This window comes from Paenibacillus faecalis, from assembly GCF_900289175.1.
GTDB lineage: Bacteria > Bacillota > Bacilli > Paenibacillales > Paenibacillaceae > Paenibacillus_AQ > Paenibacillus_AQ faecalis.
This window is the reverse complement of the sequence record NZ_LT985747.1, coordinates 1,073,665-1,095,098: the sequence shown is the minus strand read 5'-3', so window position 1 is coordinate 1,095,098 and position 21,434 is coordinate 1,073,665. Positions and strand designations below refer to the sequence as shown.

General features: G+C 44.1%; 21 protein-coding genes, 1 tRNA gene and 1 pseudogene. 21 read left to right on the top strand and 2 right to left on the bottom strand.

Annotated elements, in window-relative coordinates:
- The 7 genes from C8268_RS05320 (at position 1) to C8268_RS05285 (ending at position 4,988) form a co-directional block, all read left to right on the top strand.
- Entirely contained in the window at positions 1 to 1,575 is a 1,575-nt protein-coding gene (locus tag C8268_RS05320; protein ID WP_106766720.1) for an alpha/beta hydrolase, read from the top strand.
- 865 nt (positions 1,576 to 2,440) lie between these two features.
- Positions 2,441 to 2,821 carry a helix-turn-helix domain-containing protein gene (locus C8268_RS05310; protein ID WP_106766718.1) on the top strand — a complete coding sequence of 127 codons (381 nt, stop codon included), beginning with the start codon at positions 2,441 to 2,443 and terminating at the stop codon, positions 2,819 to 2,821.
- 139 nt (positions 2,822 to 2,960) lie between these two features.
- Positions 2,961 to 3,043 (top strand) — tRNA-Leu (locus tag C8268_RS05305).
- Between the two features lie 173 nt (positions 3,044 to 3,216).
- A complete protein-coding gene (locus C8268_RS05300; RefSeq protein ID WP_106766717.1) occupies positions 3,217 to 3,636 on the top strand; it encodes an organic hydroperoxide resistance protein in 420 nt (139 codons plus the stop codon).
- A gap of 121 nt (positions 3,637 to 3,757) precedes the next feature.
- On the top strand, positions 3,758 to 4,000 hold the full coding sequence (locus C8268_RS05295; RefSeq protein WP_106766716.1) for a zinc ribbon domain-containing protein: 243 nt from the start codon (positions 3,758 to 3,760) through the stop codon (positions 3,998 to 4,000).
- Between the two features lie 85 nt (positions 4,001 to 4,085).
- Positions 4,086 to 4,364: a hypothetical protein gene (locus tag C8268_RS05290; protein ID WP_106766715.1), complete on the top strand. Its 279-nt coding sequence runs from the start codon at positions 4,086 to 4,088 to the stop codon at positions 4,362 to 4,364.
- Positions 4,365 to 4,568: 204 nt separating this feature from the next.
- Positions 4,569 to 4,988, top strand: a complete 420-nt coding sequence (locus tag C8268_RS05285) for a thiol-disulfide oxidoreductase DCC family protein (protein WP_106766714.1) — start codon at positions 4,569 to 4,571, stop codon at positions 4,986 to 4,988.
- An 18-nt stretch (positions 4,989 to 5,006) separates the two neighbouring features.
- On the opposite strand, the gene C8268_RS05280 is transcribed toward C8268_RS05285, so the two are convergent.
- Positions 5,007 to 5,858: a thermonuclease family protein gene (locus C8268_RS05280; protein ID WP_106766713.1), complete on the bottom strand. Its 852-nt coding sequence runs from the start codon at positions 5,856 to 5,858 to the stop codon at positions 5,007 to 5,009.
- A gap of 312 nt (positions 5,859 to 6,170) precedes the next feature.
- Between C8268_RS05280 and C8268_RS05275 the strand changes: the two genes are divergently transcribed.
- The 12 genes and pseudogenes from C8268_RS05275 to C8268_RS05220 form a co-directional block, all read left to right on the top strand.
- A complete protein-coding gene (locus C8268_RS05275; protein WP_106766712.1) occupies positions 6,171 to 7,322 on the top strand; it encodes a P-loop NTPase family protein in 1,152 nt (383 codons plus the stop codon).
- Entirely contained in the window at positions 7,315 to 8,562 is a 1,248-nt protein-coding gene (locus tag C8268_RS05270; RefSeq protein ID WP_106766711.1) for a TadA family conjugal transfer-associated ATPase, read from the top strand. The genes C8268_RS05275 and C8268_RS05270 overlap by 8 nt, the downstream gene beginning before the upstream one ends.
- Positions 8,559 to 9,419 (top strand): type II secretion system F family protein, encoded by an 861-nt coding sequence (locus tag C8268_RS05265; protein WP_234032675.1) that lies wholly within the window; start codon positions 8,559 to 8,561, stop codon positions 9,417 to 9,419. The genes C8268_RS05270 and C8268_RS05265 overlap by 4 nt, the downstream gene beginning before the upstream one ends.
- 12 nt (positions 9,420 to 9,431) lie before the next feature.
- Complete coding sequence (locus C8268_RS05260) at positions 9,432 to 10,304, top strand: type II secretion system F family protein (RefSeq protein WP_106766710.1); 873 nt, start codon at positions 9,432 to 9,434, stop codon at positions 10,302 to 10,304.
- Positions 10,305 to 10,313: 9 nt separating this feature from the next.
- The gene (locus C8268_RS05255; RefSeq protein WP_106766709.1) at positions 10,314 to 10,514 is read left to right on the top strand and encodes a Flp1 family type IVb pilin; all 201 of its coding nucleotides are present in this window, start codon (positions 10,314 to 10,316) and stop codon (positions 10,512 to 10,514) included.
- A complete protein-coding gene (locus C8268_RS05250) occupies positions 10,495 to 11,175 on the top strand; it encodes a TadE family protein (protein WP_106766708.1) in 681 nt (226 codons plus the stop codon). The genes C8268_RS05255 and C8268_RS05250 overlap by 20 nt, the downstream gene beginning before the upstream one ends.
- A 5-nt stretch (positions 11,176 to 11,180) precedes the next feature.
- A complete protein-coding gene (locus C8268_RS05245) occupies positions 11,181 to 13,409 on the top strand; it encodes a TadE/TadG family type IV pilus assembly protein (RefSeq protein ID WP_106766707.1) in 2,229 nt (742 codons plus the stop codon).
- A gap of 10 nt (positions 13,410 to 13,419) precedes the next feature.
- Entirely contained in the window at positions 13,420 to 14,403 is a 984-nt protein-coding gene (locus C8268_RS05240) for a TadE/TadG family type IV pilus assembly protein (protein ID WP_234032674.1), read from the top strand.
- Between the two features lie 34 nt (positions 14,404 to 14,437).
- Positions 14,438 to 14,944, top strand: a complete 507-nt coding sequence (locus tag C8268_RS05235) for an A24 family peptidase (RefSeq protein WP_106766706.1) — start codon at positions 14,438 to 14,440, stop codon at positions 14,942 to 14,944.
- Positions 14,945 to 15,007: 63 nt separating this feature from the next.
- Positions 15,008 to 16,801, top strand: a complete 1,794-nt coding sequence (locus C8268_RS05230) for a DUF6382 domain-containing protein (RefSeq protein ID WP_158702680.1) — start codon at positions 15,008 to 15,010, stop codon at positions 16,799 to 16,801.
- A 111-nt stretch (positions 16,802 to 16,912) separates the two neighbouring features.
- Positions 16,913 to 18,121 (top strand): hypothetical protein, encoded by a 1,209-nt coding sequence (locus C8268_RS05225; RefSeq protein ID WP_106766704.1) that lies wholly within the window; start codon positions 16,913 to 16,915, stop codon positions 18,119 to 18,121.
- Between the two features lie 113 nt (positions 18,122 to 18,234).
- Positions 18,235 to 18,369 (top strand): annotated as a pseudogene (locus tag C8268_RS05220) (FHA domain-containing protein); the annotation flags it as partial.
- A gap of 680 nt (positions 18,370 to 19,049) precedes the next feature.
- On the opposite strand, the gene C8268_RS05215 reads toward C8268_RS05220, so the two are convergent.
- Positions 19,050 to 19,529: a DUF2621 domain-containing protein gene (locus C8268_RS05215; protein WP_106766702.1), complete on the bottom strand. Its 480-nt coding sequence runs from the start codon at positions 19,527 to 19,529 to the stop codon at positions 19,050 to 19,052.
- A gap of 296 nt (positions 19,530 to 19,825) precedes the next feature.
- On the opposite strand from C8268_RS05215, the gene C8268_RS05210 reads away from it, so the two are divergent.
- Entirely contained in the window at positions 19,826 to 20,200 is a 375-nt protein-coding gene (locus C8268_RS05210; protein WP_106769843.1) for a DMT family transporter, read from the top strand.
- A gap of 20 nt (positions 20,201 to 20,220) precedes the next feature.
- Positions 20,221 to 21,432 (top strand): aminotransferase class I/II-fold pyridoxal phosphate-dependent enzyme, encoded by a 1,212-nt coding sequence (locus C8268_RS05205; protein WP_106766701.1) that lies wholly within the window; start codon positions 20,221 to 20,223, stop codon positions 21,430 to 21,432.
- The last annotated feature ends 2 nt before the right edge of the window (positions 21,433 to 21,434 follow it).

The window sequence follows — 21,434 nt, the reverse complement described above, 5'->3', positions numbered from 1 at the left end:
ATGAAGCATTTTGAACATGTTAAAGTCGGTCAAAGAGAAATTATTTTATATCTGCCGCCTTCATATACACAGCAACCCGATCGGCGTTATCCCGTTGCTTATGTCCAGGACGGGGGCTATCTTTTTACCGAGTGTTCAAATTATTTAGAGCATTTATTTACGATAGGTGAGCTTGATGAGCTGATTCTGGTCGGCATCACGACTTTAAACCGAAATGATGAATATACGCCATGGCCTGCGGAATCACTATTGCCTCATAGGAGCCCTTTTGGCGGCAAAGGGAAGGCATACGTGGATGAGGTTGCGGATGTACTCAAACCTTACATAGATGATCATTATCGAACACAAAAAGAAGCGGAATATACGGCGATCATCGGCGGTTCTTTTGGCGGTTTAATCTCTTTGTTTGCCGGATATTGGCGCCCTGAAACCTTTGGCCTTATCGGCCTGCTGTCAACATCTTTCTGGTATGAGGGAGTTATGGATTACATTCAGGATCATGAGGGTCTGAGTAATCGCTTGAAGGTGTTTATGTCCGTAGGCTTGTGCGAAGGGATATATAAGCAAAATGTACAGAAGCATATGGTGCCCAATACGAAAGCAGCAGCTTCATTGTTTGTAGAAAAGGGCCTGCCTGAACATTCCCTTCGTTTTGTGGCCGACCCCCAAGGTACACATGATGACTTGTTTATGATTCAGCGGTTCCCTGAGGCGCTTCAGTGGCTGTTTAAGAAGCGTGGAGATGTACAGAACCCACAGGACCCACTGGACCCTGCTGCAGAAAGCATAAGAGAATTCAGCATACCAGGGACTGAGGTGTGGGATATGAAGTCAGATCGTACCGGACGCTCGTACCGTATTCATATTGCCAAGCCTGCAGATCCTCCACCGGAAGAAGGATATCCTGTATTGTATTCGTTGGATGCCAACGCTTCATTTGGGACTCTTGCTGAGTCAATGAGGCTGCAATCCAGGCGTCCACATGGGATTTCACCGGCGCTTATCGTTGGAATCGGCTATGATTCGAATGATCCGATCGTAAGCAATGAGCGTTTTTATGACTATACGGTTCATGCGGATGAAGCTGAATTGCCCGCTCGTCCGAACGGGGAACCATGGCCGAAAACCGGCGGTGCTGACGAGTTCCTTACCTTTATCGAGGAAGAACTGAAACCTAGAGTGGAAGAGCGATACGCTATTGACCGTTCAAAGCAGTCATTATTCGGTCATTCTCTAGGAGGATTTTTATCTCTTTATTCGTTGTTTACCCGGCCTGGAACTTTTCAGCGATATATTGCCGCAAGCCCTTCAGTTTGGTGGAAAAACCATGTTCTCTACAAGGTATGGAATGACAGAGAGGAAGCTAAAGCGCAGCAGGAGAAGCGCCTAGAGCTGCTTATAGTCGTAGGAGCGGAAGAGAAGCCGTCTATGGTTAAAGATGCAAAAGATTTGTATGCGTTGCTGCAGGCGTCTTCCACAGGCATACACTCGATGCTGCAAGTGATCGAGGACGAAGGGCATGTATCGGTTATTCCTTCGTTAATCAGTCCCATGTTCCGTTTTATCACCCGATAAAGAAGATAGATATAAGCCTTCGTTCGTCATATGAGCAAAGGCTTTTTTTAATTCAAATTTGCATGATCATTTGTCCAAGAAGGAAGAATATTTAGGATACAGCTTCCGAATACAGCCTGGGCAAATATCATGAGTGAACTCAATCGGTATCTGTTTTTTCAGATAACTTTCAACTGGCTCCCACACTTCTGCCGTTCGTATATCCTTACATACAGCGCAGATGGGTACGTGGCCATGAAATGAGCAAGTGTGTGAAAGCGCCTGTTCGAGGTTAAGCTCTTTTTGCTTATAACGTGTTATATCGGAAAACGAAACAATCATTCCATGAGGCGCGACGTCATTTTCTAGGGTAAGGGAATGGGCTTCGCATAAGATCCAGGTAGTGTTCCTGCTGCTGTCTACTGAATATTCCACTGTATAGTTTGAATTTTTTCCTGTTAATACATTTTTCAAAGAGGTCGTATATATCGTGATCCAAAAATCGCTTACAGAGGATTTGCCAAAAATCTGAGGTGTCATTTCAAAAAAAGAGGTTCCGGTCCATTCAAAATGAGGTGATGCCCCGATCTTTAAAGCCATCTGCCTCCATGAATCGTTAACTTGATCTATTGTACCATCCGGACGAATGATCATCAGTCCAGTTTTTAGGAAATGAATTGCACAACTCCAAGGTGTGGATAAAGATTGTCGCAAATTACTCGCTCCCTTGGTATAGATACTTGGGAAAAGAGACAACAAGCATCAAGAGATGGTATAATTTAGACGTACATTCATCTTATTATACACTTATTTAAGTCATTAATCAAGTATAAAATCACTTAATTAAGTGTTTATTTTTTAGAGGATTGGGAAAGGCGGTTGTTTCATGCAGTCAATTTACCAACGAATCGAACATCTCATTGAAAGCCGGGGGATGACTAAAAAGGCATTTTGTGAAAACCTCGGGATCAGCACAGGGAATTTTGGTGACTGGAAAAGAGGGAAGACAACCCCAAGCACCAATAAACTGATTGAGATTGCCGGCTATTTTGAAGTGAGTCTGGATTGGCTTATTATTGGGAGAGGTTCACCTTCGCAAGGCGTGATGGAAGCAAAGGAAGACTATGAGGCCAATGATACACAGGAGACGCTTGAACAGATTATGGCATCGAGTTTGACGGATGATGAGAAGGTTTTTTTACGGGAATATTTAGAGTTTACAGAATACAGGAAATGTCGTGATAAAAATCCAGACGAAAAAAGATAATGGAAATAACGATATACAGCTGTATTTTTACATATGTAACGCGTACCGAATGAGGTAGTAAGTTATTTCCTCTTTACTTATTGATCAAATATCTATATAATAGGGGATGTTCTCTCTTAGAGACATTCCCTTATTATATGCGGTAGTGGTGGAATGGCAGACACGCTATCTTGAGGGGGTAGTGGGTGTATACCCGTGGAGGTTCGAGTCCTCTCTACCGCATCATACACGGATTAACAACCTTTTGCGTAGTGCAAGGGGTTGTTTTTTTATTACGGCATTGAAGTCTCGATACAAATTTGCAAATCGAAAATCAGTCTCCTTCGTTTCATAATTTCTCATATGTTTAAGACAATAGGGAAAGGATAAATTCAGACAGAGGAGATGATCGAAAGATGCAACCATTATACACAGCAGATGTAAAGATAACAGGAGGTCGTACAGGTGCGATCGAATCGTCTGATGGGGCTTTAAAACACAGCTTGAGCATGCCGAAAGAACTGGGCGGATCAGGCGGTGAAGGTACGAATCCGGAGCAGCTGTTTGCAGCTGGTTATGGAGCGTGCTATGAAAGTGCCCTGGCTCATATTGCACGTCAAGAAGGCGTGGAACTTAAAAATGTCGAGATTCATTCACAGGTAATGATCGGAAAAGATGAAAGTGCAGACGGCTTTAAATTAGCTGTGAAGATGGACATCAAAATGCCTGGAATCGAGCGCAGCAAGGCGGAGGAGTTGGCGGAAAAGGCCAATGCATTTTGCCCTTATTCCAAAGCGACACGTGGAAATATCGATGTGGAGTTGAATGTGGTCTAACTGTAAAGATTACAGTTTGTAAGGGACCGCTTTACACGTTAACTATTAAAAACATGCAACTGTAACCCCTCATCATCCGTAAGGTAATGTATGGATGTACTGAAAGGGGATACTCAAAAAAATGAATATTAAAGAAATGATAAATGAACGCTTTGAATGTTCTAAATGCGGGGGAACCTACTGTGAAACCAAAGAAGTATCGATGTCCGGGGCGGGCCTGAGCAAAATGTTTGATATTCAGCATAATCATTATCTGTTCGTGTCCTGTATGAATTGCGGTTATGTGGAAGTGTTCAATCCGGATGTATTAGAAGGCAAGAAGCGTGGACAGCTCGGCTCCGTGCTGGATGTCTTCTTTGGTTGACATCACCTTTAAAATTTTTTAATATGTCTAAGTACTAGAAAAGTACGAGGCGATTTAGCCGAAACTTAATAGATGGGTGATGGATGTGTCATACAGACCACAGATTTCTAACGTGATCAAAGCCGGAAGCAATGAGAAAGAAGGACTTTATGAGTTCATTATCAGTTTAGCTGACGGAACAGACTGCCGAGTGTTTTATAGTCGTTTGCCAGAATGGAAAATGACTTATGTAAACAGACTCGGAAAAACGCCTTGTCCGGTTTGCCGTAAAGATTTTATCTGCAATTGTATGGAGAAATACTCCATTGATATTGATCAACAGATGAAAGACGGCGATTGGTTTAACAAAGCATCTGCAGAGTAATGGTGCTCGGATAGAGCACGGGAGTTTTTCCCGTACTTTTTCTGCAAATATTAGAATTTTTATGTTTCGGGTATAAACATTTTAATATTTCTCGAAGAAACGCTTTTCGTCCTGTGCAGGATATAAGGAAGCGTTTCTTCTTGTATATAGGGATAATGAAAGAAGCTGTCGATATAATATGACCGTATCAGGAAGGTGAGATTTATGGGCGCAAAGCGAAAACAGGATCATCATGTGATTGTGCTGATCGATGGGGTATGTCATATGTGCCAGGGGCTCACAAAATTTATCATCGAGCGTGATCCTGCGGGTCTGTTCAAGTTTGCATCACTTCAGTCTGATATCGCAAGATATATGCTTCGGCAAGGCGGATTGCCTGAGGAAACGATGGAAACGGTTGTCGTTGTAGAAAACAATACGTACTACACTCGTTCTGCGGCTGCCCTGCGTATTATCCGTCGACTTTCTTTTCCTTGGAGATTGCTGTATGGGTTTATCATCATCCCGCGGCCGCTCCGAGATTTGATATATAAATGGGTAGCCAAAAACAGATATCGCTGGTTCGGGAAAGACGAGGCATGCATGATTCCGACCCCAGACATCCGGAGTCGGTTTCTTGAATAGAGCTGGCTTTCAGATAAGTTACCGCGGGGCACGAAAACCAGCTTGTTCAGCTTCTTTTACGCTGCAAAACCACTGCTCCTGCTTCGTTTGGTCGTAATATGGGGATTCAGTGGTATGATATATCTTTTCACCTTTGGAATTGATGTTGCCTTTAATATTGCATCCCTTCTTAGGCTTGTTGGTATTGGAATTTGTGCTTGCGGCAGTACTTTTCTTCCCATCGCTTTGCTCATCGGGATGAAAGCCATCTTCTTGCGCGTAATTCTCGATACTCCAAATCCCCAATGATTTATCGCGACTGATTCGCTGAAGATCGTTGAATTTATCGACATAGCGCACGTTGGGTTCGTAAATATAAGCTACCCGGGCAAGCCCTTGTTCCAATAGAAGTTCTTGAACCATTTGACCGTCTGCGTATACATACGCAAGCAGTCTGGAGTATTTATCCCGTTTCGGTCCGATATCGAACTCAAGCTCAAGCGTATCGGCATTTTCCACAATATCTTTAGTAAATGCTTTAGCTTCAGGGCCATAGGGCTGTACACCGAGCCGTGGATGACTCGTTTCCGGTGTATCTACCAGCAAAAAACGAACCTTTTCCGTTTTCCCTTCATATTGAACATGAATCGTGTCTCCGTCTACTGATTTAACAAGTTCTACTGGAACTCGCGGGATGTTAAGGTCATCGGTTGGATAGGCTTTATTATCGGTTTTTGAGGATTCTGACGGAGCATTGTTTGATGATGCTGTCCTAACCTCTGTGTTTGATTGCTTCGACAGTGCAGTGTCATCCAGCGTGAGCAGCGGGTCGCTGCAGCCGGACAATAACAGCAGGCCTGTAATAATGATCGGTAAAATACGTCGTTTCACAAGTTGTCACTCTCCTGGCTAAGATGCTATACATCAGGTGATAGGAGCTTCTATGTAGGTTGACGCTAAATAGAGTTCCTGCTAAGAACGTTTGTTCCTGTCGGATTCATTATGACGGTATTTCATCTTTTTGGCAAGGGGTTGACGGATGATTTACTGGATTTATAAAAAATCGCTTGCTGACTGTTCCAAGTTATGATATTCTTATGTAAAATTATAACAAGACAACGGAAGCACCGTTCAAAGATCGCTTTAATGCGGCTTGAACGGTGCTTTTTTTGTTGTCTGAGCGAAAGAAGGGATCTGTAAAACATGCTACCGCTCAGGGTTGTGCTGGCTGTACAGGATTCCGGATATGTTGAACCGCTGCTTCAATATATACACGGAAGTGATTACGTGAAGAAGCTTCAGGTAACGGCGTTCACCCGGACTGAAGCACTGCTGCAGTATAGAGACATACCGGATCTAGTTGTAGGTGAGACAAAGATGCTGGAAGCATGGCTGAGTGAAATGGAATCAACCATACCGTGGATTGTGCTTGTTGAAGGGGGAGAAGAACCGAGTCTGGATGGCGATGGGCTGGTGGCGGCGAAGTATCAGCCTCTGCCTCAGCTGCTGGATTTATGGATAAGTCATGTCGGAGGAAACCGGCTGGGAAAGAACGAGTCTTACTCTGGTAGTACCCAGATTATTGGTCTTGTTTCGGCACTTGGTGGGAGCGGCCGGACAACTGCGGCGGTTAACATAGCCAGGCAGCTGGGGATGATGGGCCGGAAGGTTTTTTATTTGAATCTGGAGACGATCAACAGCAGCGCTTTGTTTTCAGGTGGTTACCGAAGAGAAGGTACCTTCTCAAGGCTGCTCTATGACATTAAATCCTCACAGGAAAACGCCGGGAGAGCAGGGCTTACTCATACTCCTTATGTCATGGCACATGAGGCTTTGAAATGTGATGTATTCGAGCCGAGTGATCATTTGAAAGAGCTGATGGAAATAACGGCTGAGGATGTGGGCGCATTGATCGAGCTGGTCTCCGGGAGTGGAGAGTATGATGTCCTCGTCATTGATACGGATAATCAGTCTAGGGAACGTCTGGATGCGGTCATGGATCACTGCCAATGGCTTTTGTGGCTTTTGCTAGATGACCTGATCAGCATGCACAAGAGCGGTACATGGCTGGATTATCTGGAGAAAGAGAACCCGGATTGGTTCAGGGAGATTATGAATAAAAGCAAGTTTATTGTTAACCGCTATACCGGCAGTTTAGGAAATCCGCTTCCCCGCAAGGATATGAGGGTAGATGGCGCATTGCCTTATATTCCTTCATGGAAGCAGGTGCAGCAGGAAGAGCTGCTGCTAAGCTCTCCTATTTTTCAGAGGGAGATCTTGAAGCTATGCAGTGATTTGCTAGGGGAGCGTAGATGGCTTGCCGGTGAAAGCAATGGGGGACGCGCCTATGGATGAGGAAATGTTTCTCTCAATACGTGATGAAGTGCGCGCCGGATTGGATATTACGGCAGCTGTTGGAAATAGTGAACTGATGCTGTATATCGAGGAGGTGGTGTGGGCGCGGCAGGAGCTAAGTGAGCTGACTGCATCGGAAAGACGGATGTTGGTGCGAAGGGTGTTTGATTCCTTTCGCGGCTTGGATGTGCTTCAGCCCTTGGTTGATAATCCCGCGATTACAGAAATTATGATCAACAGTCACAAGGAGATATTCATTGAAGAGGAAGGTGAAGTTAAACGACTGTCGGTTCAGTTTGAATCCCAGTCCAGGCTGGAAGATATTATTCAGACGATCGTAGGGACGGTGAACCGGGTCGTCAATGAATCCACGCCGATCGTTGATGCCCGTCTGAAAGACGGATCGCGGGTTAACATAGTCCTTCCGCCCATAGCGCTAAAGGGGCCGACAATGACGATCCGCAAATTTCCCGAATCTCCGATGACGATGGACAATTTGGTGGAGAGAGAGGCGCTGAGCCGTGAAGCGGCAGATTTGCTTCGGACGCTAGTGATCGGCAAATACAACATTTTTATAAGCGGTGGAACAGGCTCAGGGAAAACCACTTTTCTAAATGCATTGTCCCAGTTCATTCCGGCTGATGAGCGAGTGATTACGATTGAAGATTCAGCTGAACTGAAGATTGTGACGGTACCCAACCTTGTGTCACTGGAGACGAGAAATGCGAACACTGAAGGACGGGGCGAAATATCGATCCGGGATTTAATTCGTTCGTCTCTTCGGATGAGGCCTAACCGGATTGTAGTTGGTGAAGTGCGGGGAAGCGAAGCGCTGGATATGCTGCAGGCTATGAACACTGGACATGATGGAAGCTTATCAACCGGGCACGGCAACAGTACCCGGGATATGATCAGCCGATTGGAGACGATGGTATTAAGCGGTGCTGAACTGCCGGTATCGGTTGTCAGGCAGCAGATCAGCTCGGCGATCGATATTTTTGTTCATCTTTCCAGGCTGCGGGACCGCTCACGACGCGTCACGGAAATCAGTGAAGTAATCGGGATGAACGGAGATGACGTTCTGATCAATCCGCTGTATAAGTTCCGGGAAACGGGCGAATCCGGGGGACGTGTACTTGGCAATCTTGAGCCTTGCGGCAATCCGCTGGTCAATATCGACAAGCTGCAAATGGCGGGGATTACAACGTGGCCACTTCAGAACGTTGAGGTGATGAAATGAGACCAAACGAACGTGTGGGTATGAACCGAGAAGTGCGAAAGATCCAACGAAAACAAAAGGGGGCTGATAAAGGTAACCTAGGCGCTGCACAATCGGGCTTGCCAAGAAACAGCCTTCCGGATTACAGGGTTTATAACTTGTCGAAAGGACAATGGTTTAGGTGTACTGCTGCGGCTGTGCTTTTGTTTTTTGGAGTGGGCTATCTGTTTTATCAAAATGTGATCATGTCATTCATACTCAGTGCTGTCGGATTGATTGCACCCAAATTTTGGAGAAAGTATCTACTGAATCGCAGACGAGCGATGCTGAAGCTTCACTTCAAGCAGGCTCTTTATTCTTTGTCTTCTTCTCTGTCGGCGGGGCGTTCCGTTGAGAACGGTTTTCGGGACGCGGTAGAAGATTTGCTGCTGCTGGACCCGGGTGCTCAAAATGACCTCATTTTCGAACTGAAGATCATTGTTTCACGGTTGGAGTTCGGTGAGCCGGTCGAAGCCGCGCTCCAGGATTTTGCCGTCAGAGCTGGTATGGATGATATAACAAATTTTGCTGACGTATTTTCAACTTGCAAAAGAACCGGAGGGGATCTGGTAGAGGTTATACGCCGGACATCTTCTGTGATCGGGGAGAAGCTCGATATCCAGCAGGAAATTTCAGTTATGATCGCCCAGAAAAAATTTGAATCCAAAGCACTGTTAGCAGCTCCGTTTTTGCTGTTATTGTTTATGAACATATCGGCTTCGGATTATATGAAGCCGATGTATGGCAGTGCGGCAGGGTACATCATTTCTACCTTTGCACTTCTAGTCCTTGGAGGATGCTTCTGGTGGATTACGAAGATGATGGACATTAAGGTGTAGGAGGTGTAGCCAATGCTGGTATGGCTAAGCGGTGCTCTCTTGATTCTGCTGGCGGGTGGCTGGGTGGTATTGAATCAAATGGGAGGAGAGCGGTACCGACGCTTCAGCAGACTGCCAATGGAAGGACTCAGGCTGGCGAAGCTTACGCCTCCCTTGTTGTTCATTCTGGAGAAGAGCAATATGCCCGTTCGATTTCCTGTTGTCTTCTTCCGAATACAGAGGTCGATACAGAAGATCCATGGCCTTCGCCATAGCGCGGAGAAGAGCCTACTCTTTTTGGCGGATGCGCTGGCGTATAGCTGGTTGTTTCTGATTGGTGGCTGTCTATTGTCGATCGGAACAGGCGAATGGGTCGGTCTTCTTGGGGGCGGCTTTCTGGGCATACTTCTTCCGGTTTCAACGATCAAGGATCTGAGTAAAAAAGTGCAGCTTCGAGATCAGGATATTATCATTGAGCTTCCTGAACTGTTAAACAAGATGATTTTGCTCGTTGGGGCCGGAGAGACCGTTCAAAAAGCGATCATTCATTGCGCAGAACGAGCAGGTGACAAGCAGCATCCATTGTATATCGAGCTCCGTAAAATGGTTGATGATTGGGAAGGGGGGCACTCTTTTCAACAAGCGTTTGAACAGTTTAGCAAGCGCTGTGCTGTACAAGAGGTGTCGATCTTTACGACAACGGTTCTGCTGAACTTCCGGCGTGGAGGGAATGATTTTGTTCTTGCTCTTCGAGACCTTTCCAGAGTGTTATGGGAGAAACGAAAGGCGATCGCCCGGACGAGAGGTGAACAGGCATCGTCCAAGCTGATATTTCCAATGGTCGTTATATTTATGGTTGTTATCGTATTGGTCGGCGCGCCGGCTTTTATGATGATGAATATGTAGAAGGGATTGATGATGAAGATGTTATCCATACTTCGTAATCAGGTTAGATCTTTTTGGAAGGATGAGAGAGGAATCGGCACGCTGGAGATGATCCTTATTATTGTAGTTATCTTGATCATTGCGCTCATATTTAAGGATCAACTTAAAAGTTTAGTAGAGAAATTGTTCAAGAACGTTAACGAAAGATCAGATGAATTCATTAGTTCGTAACAAGCGGCGGCTATGGAAGAATAATGAGGGGAGCTTCACGATTGAAGCCACCCTTGTTCTTCCTATTGTCCTCATCGTGACGGCGTTGCTTTTGTTTCTCTGTCTATACATTTATCAAAGATCCTTTCTTGTTCAGGCTTCATCTGCTGCCTCGGAACGTACAGCTTTTATATGGGATAACAGTCATAAGGATGCAGCTAACGGAGCGGTAGAGGAAGGGCTGTATGATCCCCTGTATTGGCGATTGACGGATGATCATTTGCTCAGCTCGTTATTTGGTCTGGGAAGCGACGGGTCAGCCGCGGTTGTAACGGTCCCTGGAGGAAACCAAGGTGGTGACCTGCCTGAGGTGAAAATGTCCAAAGGAGCCTCTGCTGTCCCCCAGGGGATGCAGGGTGAGATGACATATGACAATAAAGTACTTTTTCGAAAAGTAAGTACAGAACTGTCATGGCCTATAACAATCTCCCCGTTGGAAAAGGTGATGGGTGGGGGAACGGATCTTCGGGTCGCTTCACAATCTGTTGTTGCGGATCCTGTAGAGTTTATCCGAACCGTAGAGCTTATGCGGTATTACGGCTCGAAATTTAAGGGAGCGGGAGGAAGCAGAACCGATCCGGGTACAGCTTCCGAAGTGCTTCAGAAGTATAGGGGGCAATGATAGCGATGAAACGGGGCAGCCAAAACAACAGGTTAATCAGTAGAGCGAGAGCTTCTGATGGTTCTGTCTCTATCTTTTTGATCACCGCTCTGTCTTTTGTATTTTTATTCGTTGCTGTATTTATTGATTACGCCCGAATAGCTGCGATGAAGGTTCAGAGTGAGCGATTAGCCCGTGCATCGGTTCGGTCTGTCATGTCCTCTTATGATCCTGAGCTGCAGCAGCAATACGGTTTATATGCATTTGGAGATAGCAGCGGTGATTTGATCATGGGCAAGACGCTTAATGCTAGCTTGAGTCCGGGAAACAGAGGTGATGCTTTTAATCTGTTGCCGATGGAACTTGACAGCTCGGGCCTTATGCTGGAACGCCCATTAGGGAAATATGAGATATTTAATCGTCAGATTATAGAAGATATGAAATATAAAGCACCCATTGATTTTACGCTGGAACTGGTGAACAAGTTCAAACCGATGTCACAGTCAATGAAAGAGACATCCAATACGGTGGATGTTTTGAAAAAGCTGAGGAAGCTATATGACGAAAGGGAAGAAGCACTGGATGAAATGCTGGCGAAACAGAGGAAAGCCGGTAAAAGTGCTGAAGCGTTATCCAAGCTGATCATGGACCCTCCGGGATCATCGATTGTCGATACTGATTTGGGGGGAAGCATTCGTACAGCTGCCGATGCAGCGGCACAGTATAACGATTATGTTGCTAAATCGGAGGAGGATGCTGCCCGTCCGCCTGATGAAGAGAAACAGTATACGGATCTGATTCAGTCCTATCTGGCGGGAGTTTCTTCCCTGAGCAGCTCGATATCTCGTCAGGCGGAGAAGGCTCGCAAGGAACATGACAAGTTGTTGAAGGAAGCGAAGGAACGGTGGGAAAAAGCCCGTAAAATAAACGAAGAAATGAAACAGGTTATTAAAGATGCGGAAAACCGTTCTGGAACGGAAGGATACGATAAAGTGACCAGCATGAACACGCCGGGTTCAGATGGTTCAAGTGTTGGTGACGCTGAGATGATCAGGTCGATCCGGCAGCAGGCGGAGAAGCTTATCCATTCGGATGATTTAATGAATGGGCTGAACAGAGAGATCGAAGCCCAGAAAAACATGTGGATTTCGGTTGACAGTAAAATTTCAGAGCTTCTCTCCTCCATGGGGAGTAGCAGCATGAAAGGAAGTACAATTCGTGCCAGCAGCAGCCTTCAAGATTATCTTCGGAAATACAGCATGGCTGGGAGTGATAATGTACTGGATCGCCAGCTAGCGATGTTAGAGCAGTTTCGTTCTTCGGATAAAGAGCGAAAAGAAACGGAGAAGAAAGCCCGGATGAAGCTGAAGGAGGCGAGCAAGGCCATTGATGCGATCAGTCGATCGGGCGGACAAGGCAGTGAGGTCATGAAGCAGTTTCAAGAGCTGCAGCGTTATTACGAAGAGAGTCTTGCGTTTAACGAAGGCCAGGGTGGAGCTGGCGGAGCTCCCATGAAAGGAGCATCGCTTGGGAATGACCCTTATGAGGCGGGGAAAACTTCGATGAATGAGATGGACAGCGCCTATGGCTCGATGGGCAATATGCTGGAAGGCATCAGAGATGAGCTTTATCAAAATGAGTATGCAGTTCATTATTTTCAGCATTTTGATATGACCAAGGTGGATGAAATCATTGCCAATCCTTCATCGGTAAGTGGGGAGTTTGCCGTAGGCAATCAGGAAGTGGAGTACATATTGTACGGCTTTCATAATCCGGCAGGCAATGTTGCAGCTGCCTATGCCGAGGTGTTTGCATCGAGACTCGCCATACGAACGATGGAAGGCTTTGTAGAGAACAGCAAAATGGGTAACCCACTGCTTATTCTAGCAGCAGCGATTTTGTACGGTATTGAAAAGGCGATCGAGGATATGATCCAGCTTGGCAAGACAGGCTCGGTTCAGCTATCGAAGTACATACCTGTTGAAATAACATACAGGGATCATTTGAGGATGTTCTTATTTATTCATAGTAATAACGAGAAAAAAATGTCTCGTATGCTGGCGTTGATTCGGCTGAATACGGGGGTGAATCCAGCCGAGAGAGGGACATATGCATCCGGCGAAATCGTTACAGGAATGCGGCTTTGGTTCTTGCCCGGGGCTGCAAAAGCGCTCGGAACTGTGTTTAGCAGCAGTACTGACCGGGTGGAGGGTAATCGCTACATGGTAACCCGTAAAGCTGATTTTTCTTATTAGGAGTTTATACATGAAGAAAATGATGTTGATGAGGCTGAAGAGGAGGCGGGAGGTTCCTTCGTCTGAACAAGGCAGTATGGTTGTAGAAGCAGCGCTTGTACTGCCGATGTTCATGTTTTTTGTTATCTTTCTAATTTATATGGTTCAGATGACACTCATTTCAACGGCGTTGCAGAATACAGTGGCAGATGCTGTGAAGACGGTTTCCTCGCACATATATCCAGTTCATTTGGCAGTTAACAAGGAAAACGGCGGGAGCGGAACAACAGGACAGGCAGGGCAAGCCTCGCATTGGGAGATTCCGAAGCTGTCTCTTACGGATTGGGCTTCGCAGTACAGTGCTTTACTGCCCGCTCCTTTGGACCAATGGGTGAGAGAAGCTGCAGTAGCAGGCGACGTACCGCTTCAGCAGTTTAAAAATCAAACGGCAGAAGCGGTGCTCGATCCTGTGATCAAGCCGATCTTGAAGCCGTTTATGCCTGAAGGTTTTCTGGATTATGACCGTATTCATGTATCGAATGTTACGGTGCCCAATCTAAAGAGCGGCGAGCATCCGTACTTTGGAATCGAGGTCAGCTATGATCTGCCGATTCGAGTTCCTTTTTTAAATAAGAAGATTGTGCTTCAGGCCAAATCTGAGGAAAGGCTGTGGATTGGAGATACCGGCGAAGGCGGAGGCAGCAGCACAAATGGGGGCGCAGAACAAAGCGGGGGCATTCAGCTGCTCGAGAAGCCGGATCCCGCCATTGCAAGCCAACAGACTAAGGTTAGGGTGAAACTTCAGCCCGGTGCTTCGGCAAATCTGTCGGTGTATTACAAAACAGGAAAAAGCACGGCCAAGTATTTGGGCTGGAAGACGGCTGATGCGAACGGATATATCGAATGGGAATGGAATGTAGGCTTTAATACGACCTCGGGCACTTGGCCGCTCGTAATTGAAACGGCAGATGGGGAACGTATGGAAGTGATGTTTACGGTAATCGAGCGGCAGTAAGAGCGGTTTACAAGTGAAAGAGGGAGACAGAGACATGGAAATGGCCTATGCATTTTGTGCAGTTTTTTTGGCAGCAGCATTTTATACCGATGTTCGTACCATGACAATATCAAATCTTCTTACCGTACCTGCTATGGCATTAGGCTTGGCTTATCATGGAGTAACAAATGGCTGGGAAGGAATCCTTTTTTCTGTCAAAGGATGGGCTGTCGGCTTCCTGATCGTGCTGGTCATGTATTTTATAGGCGCAGTGGGTGCTGGAGACGTTAAATTATTCGGTGCGATAGGAGCTTGGTGCGGGCTGTGGTTTACGCTTCAAGCTATCGTTTACTCGGTGTTGTTCGCTGGAGCTATTGGTTTATTTATTTTAATTTGGCGCAGGGAAACGTTTAAAAGATTGAGAAGATTGGTCATTAACGTTGCAGGCGTATTTATACTCAAAAACCTATCTCCATGGAGAAGCCATCAGGAGGAGCATTTAAGATTTCCTTTCATGATTGCCGTTTTGCCCGGTGTCATCTTTACTTATTTTTATTATTAAGCTGCAGGAGGGATGAAATTGTACGGCTTGAGGCGAGATTTTGTACAAAATGGAGGAACCTTTATGGTTTTGGATCGACCGGAAGGTCTGTTGTCCAATCATCTCAGCCAGGTTCAACTCGGGATGATCCGCTCCTCCCGGATCCCCCATTTTTTACCGCTGCATACGAAGGAAGTAGATTTACGAATTACGCTGGAGTACAACATCACGGGAAAGAAAATGCTTTCACAAGCACTGAAAAGTGAAAAGCTGTCGCTTACGGAGTTCTATGGTCTTCTGCTTCAAATAACTACAGCTTTAAATGATGGATATATGTATATGCTTCGGCCGGAGCAGTATATTTTGGATGAAAGTTATATGTTTATTGAAGGACCTCTTCATCTGGGAAAACTGTACATGACTTATGTACCGCTTGATAAGGTTGAAGCTGTTCCAGATCAGATCAAAAATTCGATCAAAGAATTAATTACCCGCTTGATGTCCTCTATCTCTGAGCTGAGAGGTAACGGTGTGCAGGCGATGATGAATTATTGTAGTGATGAGGGATTTAATCTGGATGGACTGAAACGCCTCCTTATTGATTTATTGGCGAATGAAGCGGGACAGGGACACCCTGAACAACGAGAGGTGTCTTCGAACGTTTACCAGACGGACTCAGTGAATATGGTTTCTAAAGTCGGTGAAGCGGGGATAACTCCATTAAGCAGAGACAATGAAAAGAGCTTGGAAAACAGCAGAGATTTAACGGGTCACCCATCAACTCATCAACGAAACGGAGCTGTTGTAAATCCGTTGAATCACCGTGTGCCTCATGATATATCAAATAACACCTTCATGAAACAGGGAATTGCCAGCAGGGCTGAGCCGATAGAAAGAAAATCAAACTCGCCGTTTCCTTCAAGAAACCAGCCGGAGCTTGAGTGGGATGTGCAGCCGGACTCAGATTCAGACGAAAGCAAAGGATCATCATCGTTCAAAACCTATTGGTTGTTGGGAGGTCTTCTCGCCACGGCTGTGGTTTGGAGGTTCTTATATTTGAACAATCCAAGTGGAGTTATGCTGGCAGCATCGATTGGGTGCACAGCTGTACTTGGCGCCGTTTCCTTCATGGGCTGGAAGGGGAAATTCGGAAAATCTACTGATTTATCAGAAGATGATTCCGATTCATTTCCTATGTTTGATTCCATGGAGCTGGAGCCTCCCAAACGGCAAAAGCATAAAGGTTCTCGCCTTCAAGTCAATAAGTTGAGCGAGTGGTTCACGATGAGAGATAAAGCAAAGGATGATGATGAGGCTGAGCCCGCTGAAGAATGGAGATGGCCCAAACCAGCACCTGTGGCCTTTGAAAGACCGCAGCCGTCGGCAGGGCCATTTGCACATCGAACAATGGAGACAGAAAATGAGGAAATACCGTCTGCTGGAGAGTATTACAATCAGCTGTCCAACCGGACGGAAGTGCTATCTTCAGCTGGCGACGGAGGGACCGTGCTTCTTCAACCCAAGGGAGATACGATGCAAGATGAAGCGGTAAAAGCTGCTGTTTTTGCACCAAAAGCTTTTTTGAAAGTGGTTGGGGTAAGCAGCGACGGGGTTCCGGAACGAGTGGAACTGAGCCACTCTCATTTTATTATTGGACGATCGGCTGAGGTTTGCCACTATGTATCTCAAATCGTCGGCACTTCCCGCGCGCATGTGGAGGTGTCCCGTGGAGCTGAAGGGTATATGATCAAAGATCTGGGTTCCAAGAACGGAACCATTTTGAAAGGTGAGCCTATGGTTCCGTATAAGGAATATCCGCTGCAGGAAGGTGACACCTTCCTCATTGCCGGGGGGAAGTATACGTTTCATGCGTCTTGAACTCTACTAATGCACTTTCCTTTATGGTATAATATTCCATGATAACATACCTCTCTTTAAAGTTTATAGAGAGGTATGTTTATTTTAACAATAAAGGGTGGCTAGGGAAGCATGACAGAGATACAGATTATTCAAGATTACGAAAATAGTCGATTAATTGATACAGGTGTTTACGACGAAAATTATATATACATCTTTCATGAACTTGTAGATTCAAGTCATGACAATAGTACATCCTATGAGGCTTTAAAATATGATTACGTTAATAAAGAATGTATTTCTCTGCTTCCTTTTGAGAAACCAGTACATGGATTGCATCGATCACAAGGAAAGAAACATATATATTACTCTAATTTGGAATGGAATAAAAACGAGGCGATTATTAATATTTATCAAATCGATTGTGAAGTTATGAGGTCGAAGAAAGTATATACCTTATCTATTGTTGATATGTTTGCGAAGAGTGAAGAATATTCAAGTATTTGTAGATATGAGTTGTTTGGTATTGACGAACGATATTTATTGTTTGGCAAACCTGAGTTAAACCCTTCCACAAAACTGAATTCATCGGGCTTTTCTGAGTATATTTTGATAGATATATTGGATCAAAAAAGTTATTCAGTTCCTGAAATGATAGGTCGGCATGATAGTATATTGCATTTATCATATTTGAGTGTTTTTGAATGCTTGGATCAAAGGGAAATCATAATAGAAACTGGAAGGATAGCGCCTTGGGAAAAAAAACAATTATGGACTCAAAAGAAAGCAAACATGTCTGAAGGTGAAAAAAATCAAAGCGTTGTTGTCATGCCTTTGGATATTTTTATCGATAATATTAAAAAGGGTGAACCAATACAAGAATCATATATTATACAGAAAATATACGAAGATTCTGCATTAATCCAATTAGTTATTCAGGGATCAAACCTTAAAATATATAAAGGGAATTTCTTAGATGATAACTCGGAGATCATTACTTACTCTTTAATTAAGCAGCAAAAAACTGAGTGTGTGTTGGTAAATAGCATTTACTATAAATTGTTTTTTGATGAGAATGAAATATTTGGTTTAAAAAAATTAGATGACTCAGATGAGTTATATTGTTTGAAAAGTGATAAGTTAATCTATTCATCTAGAAGCTGTACTGATATTTACTGGGCTAGCCAAAAATATTTAATCACTCGTCAGTACCTGGAAAAAGAGGATTTAATAAGTCTAAAGCTTATTGATCTTAATACGGAGAAAACAATACACGAAATGATTGGGAATAATCCTAATTTTAGTTATATTCCTAGTGCTGACATTTTATTATTTTCATGATTTCACTATAAGGAGGAAAACCAACCTAAGGGAGATATGATGCAAGATGAAGCGGTAAAAGCTACTGTTTTTGCACCAAAAGCTTTTTTAAAGTGGTTGGTGTAAGCAGGGTTATGATCAAAGATCTGGGTTCCAAAAACGGAACCATTTTGAAAGGTGAGCCTATGGTTCCGTACAAGGAATATCCGCTACAGGAAGGTGACACCTTCCTCATTGCCGGGGGGAAGTATACGTTTCATGCGTCTTGAGCTCTACTAACGCACTTTCCTTTATGGTATAATATTCCACAATAACAGAATGGCTATATGGGCGAATCGGCTAATCTCCCGGAAAGGGAGGTGATGCCTGTGAAGGGTTACCAAGCATTGACGCTTATGAGTTCATTTGCGACATTGGTTGTGCTGATCCTCTCCCCTTCAACCAAAAGAAATAGACCGCCCTAGGTAAAGGATTGCGGTCTATTTTTGCAAACTTTTCAGCTTACCGCCCTTAAAAGCGGCTGTTGTTAAGGAGTGAGGATGTTGGAGCATCCTTGTTCCTTCCGTTATTATACTCTTATAATACCCATTTTATCACAATTTTTCAAGCATGCTAAACGCGGAATTGTCTGGTGCTAACTTCAAAGAACGGAGCTATTTTTGAACTGGTCGAATTTTCGACTGGTTCTTTTAGTTAGATAATATAGTAATGACTTCCCCTTAATGGAGGTATATGGTATGAAATATTTGTTTATGTTCATTTTCCTTTTAATTATTCTCTCATTTATTTTTTACTATATCGGTGAATATGCTCCATCCTTGATCCTGCCTATTTGGATAGCGATAATTATAATCCTTTTATTATTAATCATGTATTTAATCAGATATTATTTTGTCAAAAAAAAGAGATAGCGGCTTGCACTGTTTATAACCGAGTCTAACGATATAACCTATTTATTAATTAAATGCTGGTAAGGTGTATAATCGATGCCTTTTTTATGAAGAAAACTTATTAGAAATTTATAATCACGCTTTGGGGTTGCTATGATATATCCTTTAATGCAGTGATCCCGCGTAACCTCTTTGGCTCTGGCTTCCACCGCGATCTTGCCGATTTCTGCAGCGATGGAGTGTTTGGCGATGTCTCGGAAAGGACCGGGTACCGGCCTTACCAGTTCATCCAGAAACTGCTTGGAATCTTCTGTCCAGAGCGAACGGCTTTTCTCAACCCAATAATTCTGCCAGTCCAGTTTGGACTTACCATCGGATTTAGGAAGTACTTTCAGAAATTTGCGGAACATGAAAAATCCGCCGATGCACATAAGCGCAAGCATGATCCATCCCCAAAATGCAATGGAGTTCATAAACCATGAAGGCGGTGCACTGGTTGTTAAAGTCAAAGTCCGGTGGACAACCGTAGTGTGGAGCATCTTTATATCACCTCTATGATATATATCACATGATTGTTTCATGAGAATTATAACGCATTTCTAAACTTATTTCGAGATATGGTGCGAAAAAACATTACATCTTTTGAATGAACTGTAATTATTGGTGAGATGTCAGTGCGACCGGCTCGTAGTGTAAATTTTGTTAAAAAATTCTTTTGGTGTAGTAAAATGGTGGTTTATGTTGTAATATATCTCAATAATAATAAATTAAAGGAACTTCCCTACTTTTTGTTTTTGGGAGTACTAGTTCCGACCATGATAAGGAGGTGATAAGTATTCATTGGATTTATCTAACACTTGCTATCCTGTTTGAAATCGCAGGAACGACAAGTATGAAGCTTTCCGAAGGGTTTACGAGATTGGTCCCCAGCATACTGCTTGTATTGTTTTATTTAGGAAGCCTGGCATTTTTGACGCTTACGCTCAAGAAGATCGATGTTTCCGTCGCTTATGCCATCTGGTCTGGAATGGGAATTGTTTTAATTGCCATTATCGGCTTCTTTTATTTCAATGAGCAGTTTTCATTTGTTAAACTCTTTGCGATTCTATTGATTGTCATTGGTGTTGTAACTTTGAATCTGACAGTGCAAAAGGAAGAGTCACCTAAAGAGGCGACTTATCAGAGCAGCAACGAAAGAATCAATTTATGACAAATGCAGGGGGGACTATTTTGGATGTATTTGATAAGTGTATAAAATGGGACTTTGTAAAGAAACTTCGTTTAAATGATGCTTACCCTTACTTCAAGCCTATTCAGGAAAAAATGGGTACAAGAGCCATAGTTGATCATCGTCATATGATTATGATTGGTTCTAATGATTATTTAGGGTTATCAGGAGATTCAAGAATTGTTCAAGCTTCGTTCGAGACGTTACAGCGTTACGGAGCCTCCTCGTGCGGTTCAAGATTTTTGAACGGAACGACCACCTTGCACATCGAATTGGAAGAACAACTTGCACAGTTTATGAACAGGGAGAAGGCAATTGTTTTTTCGACGGGCTATCAGACGAATCTCGGAGTTATCTCTTCCATTCTTGGACGTAATGATGTAGCGATTATTGACCGTCAAGTTCATGCTTCAATCATTGACGCTCTTCGTCTTGCATCATGCAAAATTTTACGGTTCAAACATAATGATATGGAAGACTTGGAGAAAAAGCTTAAAACGGTTCCTAAAGATACTGCCAAATTAATTATCGTAGACGGTGTGTTCAGTATGGAGGGGGATATCGCCAATCTCCGGGATATTATAACGATCAAACGTCAATACGGAGCCCGGCTTCTTGTCGACGATGCCCACGGAATTGGAATATTAGGCAAGTATGGACGAGGGACAGGTGAGTATTTCAACGTAGAGTCGGAGATCGATCTCATTACAGGCACTTTCAGTAAGTCATTCGGAAGCTTAGGCGGATTTGTCGCAGGTGATTTGGATATTGTGGATTATATCCAGCACCAAGGAAGAAGTATGATATTTAGTGCTAGTATGACCCCAGCTAGCGTTGGGGCCAGTTTAAAAGCATTGGAGATCATTCGCAATGAACCTGAGCGAAGGCACCAACTGAATGAGAATACAAAATACTTCATCTCAGGATTGCGTGCACTTGGCTTCAATACAGGAAATAGTGAAACGCCCATTGTTCCAATTCATATCGGCGATACGATGCGCACATTTGTTTTTTGGAAAAGACTCATGCATTCCGGTATCTACACCAATCCCATCATTTCGCCGGCTGTTCAGGAAGGAAATGAACTGCTGAGAACTTCTTTAATGTCCACGCATACGAAAGAGGAGCTAAACACAGCTCTGCGTTTATTTGAAGAAATTGGACTTGATTTAGGAATTATTAGCGGTCAGAAGAAAAAAATAGTTGCCAAATAAGT

Coding starts and splice junctions, on each gene's coding strand:
- C8268_RS05275 (WP_106766712.1), top strand. CDS start 6,171: ATGCTACCGCTCAGGGTTGTGCTGGCTGTACAGGATTCCGGATATGTT.
- C8268_RS05320 (WP_106766720.1), top strand. CDS start 1: ATGAAGCATTTTGAACATGTTAAAGTCGGTCAAAGAGAAATTATTTTA.
- C8268_RS05245 (WP_106766707.1), top strand. CDS start 11,181: ATGAAACGGGGCAGCCAAAACAACAGGTTAATCAGTAGAGCGAGAGCT.
- C8268_RS05235 (WP_106766706.1), top strand. CDS start 14,438: ATGGAAATGGCCTATGCATTTTGTGCAGTTTTTTTGGCAGCAGCATTT.
- C8268_RS05250 (WP_106766708.1), top strand. CDS start 10,495: ATGAATTCATTAGTTCGTAACAAGCGGCGGCTATGGAAGAATAATGAG.
- C8268_RS05265 (WP_234032675.1), top strand. CDS start 8,559: ATGAGACCAAACGAACGTGTGGGTATGAACCGAGAAGTGCGAAAGATC.
- C8268_RS05295 (WP_106766716.1), top strand. CDS start 3,758: ATGAATATTAAAGAAATGATAAATGAACGCTTTGAATGTTCTAAATGC.
- C8268_RS05255 (WP_106766709.1), top strand. CDS start 10,314: ATGATGAAGATGTTATCCATACTTCGTAATCAGGTTAGATCTTTTTGG.
- C8268_RS05310 (WP_106766718.1), top strand. CDS start 2,441: ATGCAGTCAATTTACCAACGAATCGAACATCTCATTGAAAGCCGGGGG.
- C8268_RS05270 (WP_106766711.1), top strand. CDS start 7,315: ATGGATGAGGAAATGTTTCTCTCAATACGTGATGAAGTGCGCGCCGGA.
- C8268_RS05230 (WP_158702680.1), top strand. CDS start 15,008: ATGGTTTTGGATCGACCGGAAGGTCTGTTGTCCAATCATCTCAGCCAG.
- C8268_RS05215 (WP_106766702.1), bottom strand. CDS start 19,529: ATGCTCCACACTACGGTTGTCCACCGGACTTTGACTTTAACAACCAGT.
- C8268_RS05240 (WP_234032674.1), top strand. CDS start 13,420: ATGAAGAAAATGATGTTGATGAGGCTGAAGAGGAGGCGGGAGGTTCCT.
- C8268_RS05300 (WP_106766717.1), top strand. CDS start 3,217: ATGCAACCATTATACACAGCAGATGTAAAGATAACAGGAGGTCGTACA.
- C8268_RS05285 (WP_106766714.1), top strand. CDS start 4,569: ATGGGCGCAAAGCGAAAACAGGATCATCATGTGATTGTGCTGATCGAT.
- C8268_RS05260 (WP_106766710.1), top strand. CDS start 9,432: ATGCTGGTATGGCTAAGCGGTGCTCTCTTGATTCTGCTGGCGGGTGGC.
- C8268_RS05225 (WP_106766704.1), top strand. CDS start 16,913: ATGACAGAGATACAGATTATTCAAGATTACGAAAATAGTCGATTAATT.